General features: G+C 68.1%; 5 protein-coding genes and 2 pseudogenes. 5 read left to right on the top strand and 2 right to left on the bottom strand.

What is annotated here, in order from left to right:
• Together ACT6S0_RS25120 and asd are read left to right on the top strand one after the other, a co-directional pair.
• The coding region (locus ACT6S0_RS25120) for an aminotransferase class III-fold pyridoxal phosphate-dependent enzyme (protein ID WP_444766481.1) at window positions 1–1120 on the top strand (1120 nt) is incomplete at its 5' end.
• Between the two features lies 1 nt (window position 1121).
• On the top strand, window positions 1122–2042 hold the full coding sequence (gene asd, locus ACT6S0_RS25115; RefSeq protein WP_444766480.1) for an archaetidylserine decarboxylase: 921 nt from the start codon (window positions 1122–1124) through the stop codon (window positions 2040–2042).
• A gap of 6 nt (window positions 2043–2048) precedes the next feature.
• Here the strand turns inward: asd and ACT6S0_RS25110 are convergent, their stop codons facing one another.
• On the bottom strand, window positions 2049–2945 hold the full coding sequence (locus tag ACT6S0_RS25110; RefSeq protein ID WP_444766479.1) for a UDP-2,3-diacylglucosamine diphosphatase: 897 nt from the start codon (window positions 2943–2945) through the stop codon (window positions 2049–2051).
• 48 nt (window positions 2946–2993) lie between these two features.
• Window positions 2994–3938, bottom strand: a complete 945-nt coding sequence (locus ACT6S0_RS25105) for an alpha/beta hydrolase family protein (protein ID WP_444766478.1) — start codon at window positions 3936–3938, stop codon at window positions 2994–2996.
• Window positions 3939–4131: 193 nt separating this feature from the next.
• On the opposite strand from ACT6S0_RS25105, the gene ACT6S0_RS25100 reads away from it, so the two are divergent.
• The 3 genes and pseudogenes from ACT6S0_RS25100 (at window position 4132) to istA (ending at window position 7337) form a co-directional block, all read left to right on the top strand.
• Window positions 4132–5157 carry a LysR family transcriptional regulator gene (locus ACT6S0_RS25100; protein ID WP_444766477.1) on the top strand — a complete coding sequence of 342 codons (1026 nt, stop codon included), beginning with the start codon at window positions 4132–4134 and terminating at the stop codon, window positions 5155–5157.
• Window positions 5158–5454: 297 nt separating this feature from the next.
• Window positions 5455–5585: pseudogene (locus tag ACT6S0_RS25095) on the top strand (transposase); the annotation flags it as partial.
• Window positions 5586–5785: 200 nt separating this feature from the next.
• Window positions 5786–7337: pseudogene (istA, locus tag ACT6S0_RS25090) on the top strand (IS21 family transposase).
• Window positions 7338–7534: the final 197 nt, after the last annotated feature.

Genomic DNA, 7534 nt, shown 5'->3' with positions numbered 1-7534 from the left:
CGACCTGGGGCCAGTGCCGGGCGCCTACCACCCCTGCGTGCTGGACGTGCTTAGCCGCCTGAACGCCATCTCCGGCCAGGACGAGGTGAGCTTCCACATGTCCGGCACCGAGGCCGTCATGCAGGCGGTTCGCCTGGCGCGCTATCACACGAAGAAGAAGCGCCTGGTGCGCTTTGCCGGCGCCTACCACGGCTGGTGGGAGGATGTGCAGCCCGGCCCCGGCAACCCGCTGCCGCCGCGCGAGACCTTCACGCTGCAGGACATGGCCGAGCGTTCGCTGAGGGTGCTGGCCACGCGCCGCGACATCGCCTGTGTGCTGGTGAACCCGCTGCAGGCGCTGCACCCCAATGTCAGCGCACCGGGCGACTCATCGCTGATCGACGGCAGCCGCCGTGCGAACTACGACCGTGAGGCCTACACGGGCTGGCTGAAAAAGCTGCGCGAGGTCTGCACCGCGCGCGGCATCGTGCTGATCTTCGACGAGGTGTTCGTCGGTTTCCGCCTGGCACCGGGCGGTGCGCAGCAGTACTTCGGGGTCAAGGCCGATCTCGTCACTTACGGCAAGACGCTGGGCGGCGGTCTGCCGGTCGGCGTCGTCTGCGGCCGCCGCGCACTGATGACGCGTTACCGCGAGGACCGGCCGGCAGACATCTGCTTCGCCCGCGGCACCTTCAACGCCCACCCCTATGTGGTCGCCGCGATGGCGTCCTTCCTGAAGCGCATCGAGCGGCCCGAGGTGCGCGCCCTGTACGACGGCCTCGAGGAGCGCTGGAACGCGCGCTGCGACCAGTTCAATGCCCGCTTGGCGGCAGCGGGTGCACCGGTACGTATGGCCAATCTGTCGACGATCTGGACGGTCATGTACGACCAGCCCGGCCGCTACCACTGGATGCTGCAGTTCTATCTGCGCAAGCAGGGCCTGGCACTGAGCTGGGTGGGCACGGGACGGCTGATCTTCAGTTTGAACTACAGCGATGCAGAGTTCGCCGAGGTAATGAATCGCTTCGTGGCCGCCTGCGACGAGATGCGCGCCGACGGCTGGTGGTGGACGGCGCCGGAACTGACCGCCAAGGCCATCCGCCGCAGCGTCTTGCGCGAAATGCTGGGTCAGAAGTTCTGAGATGGACAACCAAGACGTCTCGCCCGCACTGAGCGCCGGGATGAACGGCAACGCCGCGCCCCGTCCCGGCTGGTTCAAGCGCCTGGTGGCGCAGGAGGACCTGAACTTCCTGCTGACCAACCGGGTGCCCCGCATCGCGCTGACACGGCTGATGGGGCGCTTGTCGCGCATCGACAGCCCGCTGCTGACCCGGCTCAGCATCGCCGTCTGGCAGATGTTCACATCGCTGGACCTGAGCGAAGCCAAGCACCGCGAATTCCGCTCGCTGAGGGACTGCTTCACGCGCGAGCTCAAACCGGGTTCGCGCGTGTTCGATGCGCGGCCCGGGGTGCTCGCAAGCCCGAGCGACGGCATCGTCGGCGCGACCGGGGTTGTCGAGCAGGGCCAGGTCTATCAGGCCAAGGGCTTTCCGTACTCGACCGCGGAACTGTTCGGGCCAACTCAGGACGCCAGCGCCTTCGAGGGCGGCCGTTTCGTCACGCTGCGGCTGACTTCGGCCATGTATCACCGCTTCCATGCGCCGGCCGATGGCACGGTCGACCATGTGACCTATCTGAGCGGTGATACCTGGAACGTGAACCCGGTGGCGCTCAAGCGCGTGGAGCGGCTGTTCTGCCGCAACGAGCGCGCCGTCGTGCGCATGACGCTTGCGAGCGGCCACGCCATCGCGCTGGTACCGGTCGCGGCGATTCTCGTCGCCAGCATTCGCCTGCACTTCCTGGATGTGCTGCTGCACATCGGCCGCAAGGGCGCCAACGAGATGCCGTGTTCGGCGCCGCACGCCAAGGGCCAGGAGATGGGCTGGTTCGAGCATGGTTCGACCATCATCGTCTTCGTGCCCCAAGGCTTCGAGCTGGCCGAGGGCATCGCACCCGGGGTGCAGATTCCCGCCGGACAGGCGCTGCTCAAACGGATCGACTGACGCCGCTCAGGCGACGGTGTCGGGCGACACCGTCGTCGCCACGGTACCGGCTGCGACCGGCATGGACACCGGCATCGCGACGGGCGCAGCGATTGCCTGCGGCGCGGGCAGCAGCATCCCCGGCAGCGCCGCCTGGTCACCGCGGTCGATGATCTCGAGCCGGCCGTCATGGTGCTCGACCAGCGCCGTCAGACTCTCGACCCAGTCGCCATCATTGCAATACAGCACGCCGTCTATCTCGCGGATCTCGGCATGGTGGATGTGGCCGCAGACGACGCCATGCGCGCCGCGCTTCCTGGCTTCGCGTGCCACGGCGTTCTCGAACTCGTTGATGTAGCTGACCGCGCGCTTGACCTTGTGCTTGAGATAGCGCGACAGGCTCCAGTAGGGCAGGCCGCACTTGGCGCGGATGCGGTTGAACCAGCGGTTGACCTTGAGCGTGAGCTCATAGGCCAGGTCGCCCGCGATGGCCAGCCAGCGCGCGCACTGGATGACGCCGTCATAGAGATCGCCATGCGTGACCCACAGCCGCTTGCCATCGGCTGTCACATGCATGGCCTCCTCCATCACGTCGACCCCGCCGAAGTTGTGCGTCAGGTATTTGCGCGCGAATTCGTCGTGGTTGCCCGGGATGAAGATGACCCGCGTGCCCTTGCGCGCCTTGCGCAGCAGCTTCTGCACGACATCGTTGTGCGCCTGTGGCCAGTACCAGGAACGGCGTAACTGCCAGCCATCGATGATGTCGCCGACCAGGTAGAGGGTCTCGCATTCGACATCGCGAAGGAAGTCGAGCAGGGCCTTGGCCTGGCAGCCGGGCGTGCCCAGGTGCAGGTCCGAGATCCAGACGGTGCGCACCGACAAACTGGGTGTGTCGGCGGCAGCGGAGTCTTGCGTCGTCGGCATGGCAGACATGCTGCCCGGCCGTCATGACGCGCGCGTGAACGCGGTGGTTCAGTGGCCGAACCGCGCCGCCGGCCAGACCCCAGCGAGCCGCGGCGTGGCCGCCTCGATGGGTGCGAGCAGCTTGGGCCACAGCCTGGCGCCCAGGTCACGGCGGAACGGGCCGAAGTGTTCGATCCTTCGCACGCCGAGATCGGCGGGTGACACGGCATGGCGCTCCACGCGTGCAGCGCTGAAGTGGCCCGCCAAGGCGTCCACCGCCGGGGCGGGACCGAACAGGTGGTCGTCGGTGATGCTCCAAAGATGCGCTGTACCGCTGAAGCGGTCGTAGCTGCGCTCACGGGCCAGGCTTGCGTCCCCGAACAGGAAGCCTGGCATGCGCCCCCAGGCGGCCCATTCCAGTGCCGCTGCGGCCGGCAGGTCCTGAGCCCGCGGGCCGAGCATGCGGCCCGGCGCGTGACCCAGCAGGCGCACGACGCCCGGCAGCATCAGATGGAAGAACAGCCAGGCCTGCAGGCGCGCAAACCCCGACCAGTGGCCGAGGTAGGCCACCTGGGCCGCAACGCCAAGCAGCGCGTCCACTTTGTCGGCAAAGCCGGGCACCAGGCCGACTGCGTTGCCGCCCAGCGAATGACCCACCCAGAGCAGTCCGATCTCGCGACTGCGGGCTGCGGCTTCCTCGCGCCGGCGCTTGTCTGCCGCGTGCAGCGCCGCGCCCATGTCCACCCGGGCCCAGTCGCGCAGTCGCACGTCCTCGCCGGGTCGCAAGGCGTCCCGCGAAGCCGCGATGCCGCGGTAGTCAAAGCTCAGCACCGCGTATCCGCGGCGCGCCAGCCATTCAGCAAAGTGGCGGTAGTAGCTGGCAGGCACGGCTGTCGCTGCGCCGATGACAGCCACGGCTTTGACGCCGACGGCTTGGGGCGGCTCGAACCACTGCGCCGCGAGCAAGCGACCGTCATTGCAGCGCAGCGGTGTTGGGCAGACGCGAACCTGCAAGTGGTGCGCACCTGACTCATCCACGTCAAGCGCGCTGGCGGAAGGGATTGACCGGGACCGTGTGTCGGTGGGAGTCAGGGGAAGGGTAGGCATTGGGACCTCGGGTCAACGCGCTTGTGGCGGCGATGAAGGCAGTCTAGATTGGCAATCATTCAAGCGGTAGACCGCCATTGAGCGCCAGATCGTCAACCAAATGTCGACAAAGCCACCCACATTGCCAGGCGTCGGCCGCCGCCGCCGAACGGCCGCCGAAGAAGCGCTTGACGCGAATGCGCTGGAACTCTTCGCCCGTATTGCGCAGGCCGGCAGCTTTGCGCAGGCCGCGCGTGATCTGGGGCTCACGCGGGCGGCGATCAGCCGGCGCATCGCGGCCATCGAGAGCGCCGTCGGCTTGGCGCTGTTCGCGCGCAGCACACGCAGCCTGGGTCTCACCGAAGCCGGCCGGCGCCTGCACGCCCGCGCCCGCGCGGTCCGGGACGCCGCCGAAAGCGCCCGCCTGGCGCTGCGGCACACCCGCGATCAGCTGGACGGCACCATTCGCATCAGCGCCACGGCAAGCTTCGGCCGGCATGTGCTCGCGCCGCTGCTCGCGCGCTTCCAGGCGCTGCACCCAGCCGTGCGCTACGAGCTTTTCTTCACTGATCGCCGGGTGGACCTGCTCCGTGAAGGCCTCGACGTCGCCTTCCGCGTGACGAGCAAGCCACCTGAAGCCTGGGTGGCTCAGCCGGTGCTGAGGTTCTCCGTGCATGCCTACGCGCAGGCAGGGCAAGCCGCGCTGAGCGGGCCGCAGCAGCTGGCCGCCCTACCCATGCTGCTGTTAGGTCAAAGGGAGGATCCTTTTGCGAGCCAGTGGCAGCACGCCGACGGACAACGCGAGGACGTGCCCCTTCAAGCTTCGGCCTGGGGCAGCGATCTCGATGGCTTGATAGCCTTGGCCAAGCATGGCGCGGGCGTAGTGCTGGCACCAGACTTCTGCGTCGCGGCCATGCTGGCGCTCGCCGACGCGCCTGGCGCGGTGGGGGACGCGGGACTCATGAGTGGCGTTGGAGACGCTGCATTGGGACCTCCCTTGGTGAATCTGCTACCCGGCTGGCGAATGCTCGCCGGCATCGATACGGTGCAGGCGCTGACCTTGCCCGTGCCGGCAGGTTCGGAGACGGCCCGCGCACTGGTCCGGTTCGTGCGCGAATCACTGGGTGCGGGCCAGGCGCCGGCATGATGCGAGGCCAGCGGCAATAGCCCGCCGGGGTGAACCGTAAGTAGTCGGCCCTGCAGAACCCTGACAACCCGCATGAACACTGGGCATCCGGGGTGATCGCCGATGGTCAGAACTCCAGGAAGATAGGATAGGCTGAATGCCCGCCACCCGCTGGCAGTGCTGGCCCAGCGCACGCCCTGGGCAAATATCGAGACATCACTGGCGCCCCTGTTCGCACGCAAGGCCGGCTCGGGCAAGCTGATGGCCGACGCCGACCTGCTCGACACCACGGCGCATGTGGCCGCCGGCGGCTGCGGCCAGGGCAGCTACTTCCCCGAGTTCCTGGAGTCGCGCAGGACTGCCGAGAAGGCGCTCACCGCCATAATCCAGGAGACCAACATCAAGGGCCTCTCCACGCGCTGGTGGACGCTCTGGTGAAGGCCATAGGCACGTGTCCAACCTGCGGCTGCGTATTCCACGCGATCACGGACACCGTTCCGCTCTGATGGCGGACAGCATTGCGCCGTGATGGCGGACACCGTTCCACGCTGATGGCGGACGGCATTCCAAACTGATCGCGGACACCGGGAGGGTGTCCTGAGTGACCCAACGAGGCATAGGCTGCCCGGCTTTTTGGCCGGGAGAGGCGATGCCCACACCAAGGGTCCTCATGAGCAAGATCAGACAAGCACTTCGACTGCTGGCCGACGCCAGCCTCAGCACCCGGCAGGTGGCCGCCGCTTTGGGCATCAGCAAGACCACCGTCAGCGAGATCGCGATGTATGCGCGCGACGCCGGCGTCGGGTGGCCCCAAGGCGGCCACGCTCAGCGACGACGAGCTGCAGGCACGGCTGTACCCGCCACCACGCCCACGCAGCAGCACCCGGCACGAGCCCGACTACGCGGCGCTGCATCAAGAGCTCAAGCGCCCGGGCGTCACACTGCAGCTGCTGTGGGAGGAGTACCGCGCGGGCGCCGGCGAGGCTGCCTACCGCTACAGCGCCTTCTGCGAGAAGTACCGCGCCTGGGCCAAGCGCCTGAAGCGCTCGATGCGCCAGGTCCACCACGGCGGCGAGCGGCTGTTCGTCGACTACGCCGGCCAGACGGTGCCGGTGGTGGACGCAGGCACCGGCGAGATCCGCCGAGCCCAGGTGTTCGTGGCGGTGCTGGGGGCGTCGAACTACACCTACGCCTGCGCGACCTGGCAGCAGACGGCCGCCGACTGGGTGGGCGCCATCATCGCGACGCTGTCGTTCATCGGCGGCGTGCCCAAGCTGCTGGTGCCCGATCAGCCACGCGCGCTCATCGCCAACCCCGATGCCTACGAGCCCGTCACCGCGCGGCTGATGCAGGAACTGGGCGAGCACTACGGCGTGGCGGTGCTGCCGGCACGCCCAGGCCGGCCCCAGGACAAGGCCAAGGTCGAGGTGGGTGTGCAGGTGGTCGAGCGCTGGATCCTGGCGCGGATGCGCCATCGACGCTTCTTCAGCCTGGTGGAACTCAACCGCGCCATCGCGCAGCTGTTGGTCGACCTCAACCAGCGTCCCTTCAAGAAGCTGCCCGGCTGCCGGGCGGTGGCCTTCGCAGCGCTGGACGCACCGGCCTTGAAGCCGCTGCCAGCATCGCCGATGGTGCTCGCGCAGTTCAAGCCGGCGCGGGTCAACATCGACTATCACGTGGCCTTCGAGGGCCACTACTACTCGGTGCCGCACCAGCACGTCGGCGCCGCCGTGGAGCTGCGCATCACGGCCGGCACGCTGGAGGTGCTGCTGCGGCGCCAGCGCATCGCGGCACACGCCCTCAGCCACATCGTGGGTGGCTTCACCACGGTGGCCGAGCACATGCCGGCGTCGCACCGCGCGCACCGGCAATGGACGCCGGCCAAGCTCATCGGTTGGGGCGAGCGCATCGGTGCAGCCACGGCTGGCGTCGTGCGCTGGCAGATGGAGCACCGCACGCACCCCGAGCAGGGCTACCGCGCTTGCCTGGGGCTGATGCGGCTGGCGCGCGAGTACGGCGACGAGCGGCTGGAAGCCGCGTGTGCCCGAGCGCAGTCCATCCGCGCGCCGCACTACCGCAGCGTCAAGTCGATCCTGGTCAGCGGCCTCGACCGGCGAGACAGCAGCTTGCTGGGCGGCGACACGGCGTCCATGCCCGTCCACGACAACGTGCGTGGACCCAGCTACTACGGACACCACTGAGGCGCTTCCGCAAGCCCCTCGGCCTAACTCTCCAACATCACGAATACACCATGCTTCGGCGCGCGTCAAGATAGTTGTCGCCTGATTCAAGCAGCTTTGAGCTGAGTATGTGGAGCGGTGGCCGCGCTGCTGACCACCTCGTCGCGCTCTGGGTTGAGGGTGACCACCTCGATGGGCGACCAGTCTCTGGTGCTGCC

Source organism: Roseateles sp. (assembly GCF_052436255.1).
Classification (GTDB): Bacteria; Pseudomonadota; Gammaproteobacteria; order Burkholderiales; family Burkholderiaceae_C; genus Pelomonas.
Note: the sequence above shows the minus strand (reverse complement) of the source record. Positions and strands in the feature narration are given on the sequence as shown.

What these genes read in the sequence shown, in the direction of transcription:
- asd (WP_444766480.1), top strand. Translation starts at nt 1,122, where the DNA reads ATGGACAACCAAGACGTCTCGCCCGCACTGAGCGCCGGGATGAACGGC.
- ACT6S0_RS25110 (WP_444766479.1), bottom strand. Translation starts at nt 2,945, where the DNA reads ATGCCGACGACGCAAGACTCCGCTGCCGCCGACACACCCAGTTTGTCG.
- ACT6S0_RS25100 (WP_444766477.1), top strand. Translation starts at nt 4,132, where the DNA reads ATGTCGACAAAGCCACCCACATTGCCAGGCGTCGGCCGCCGCCGCCGA.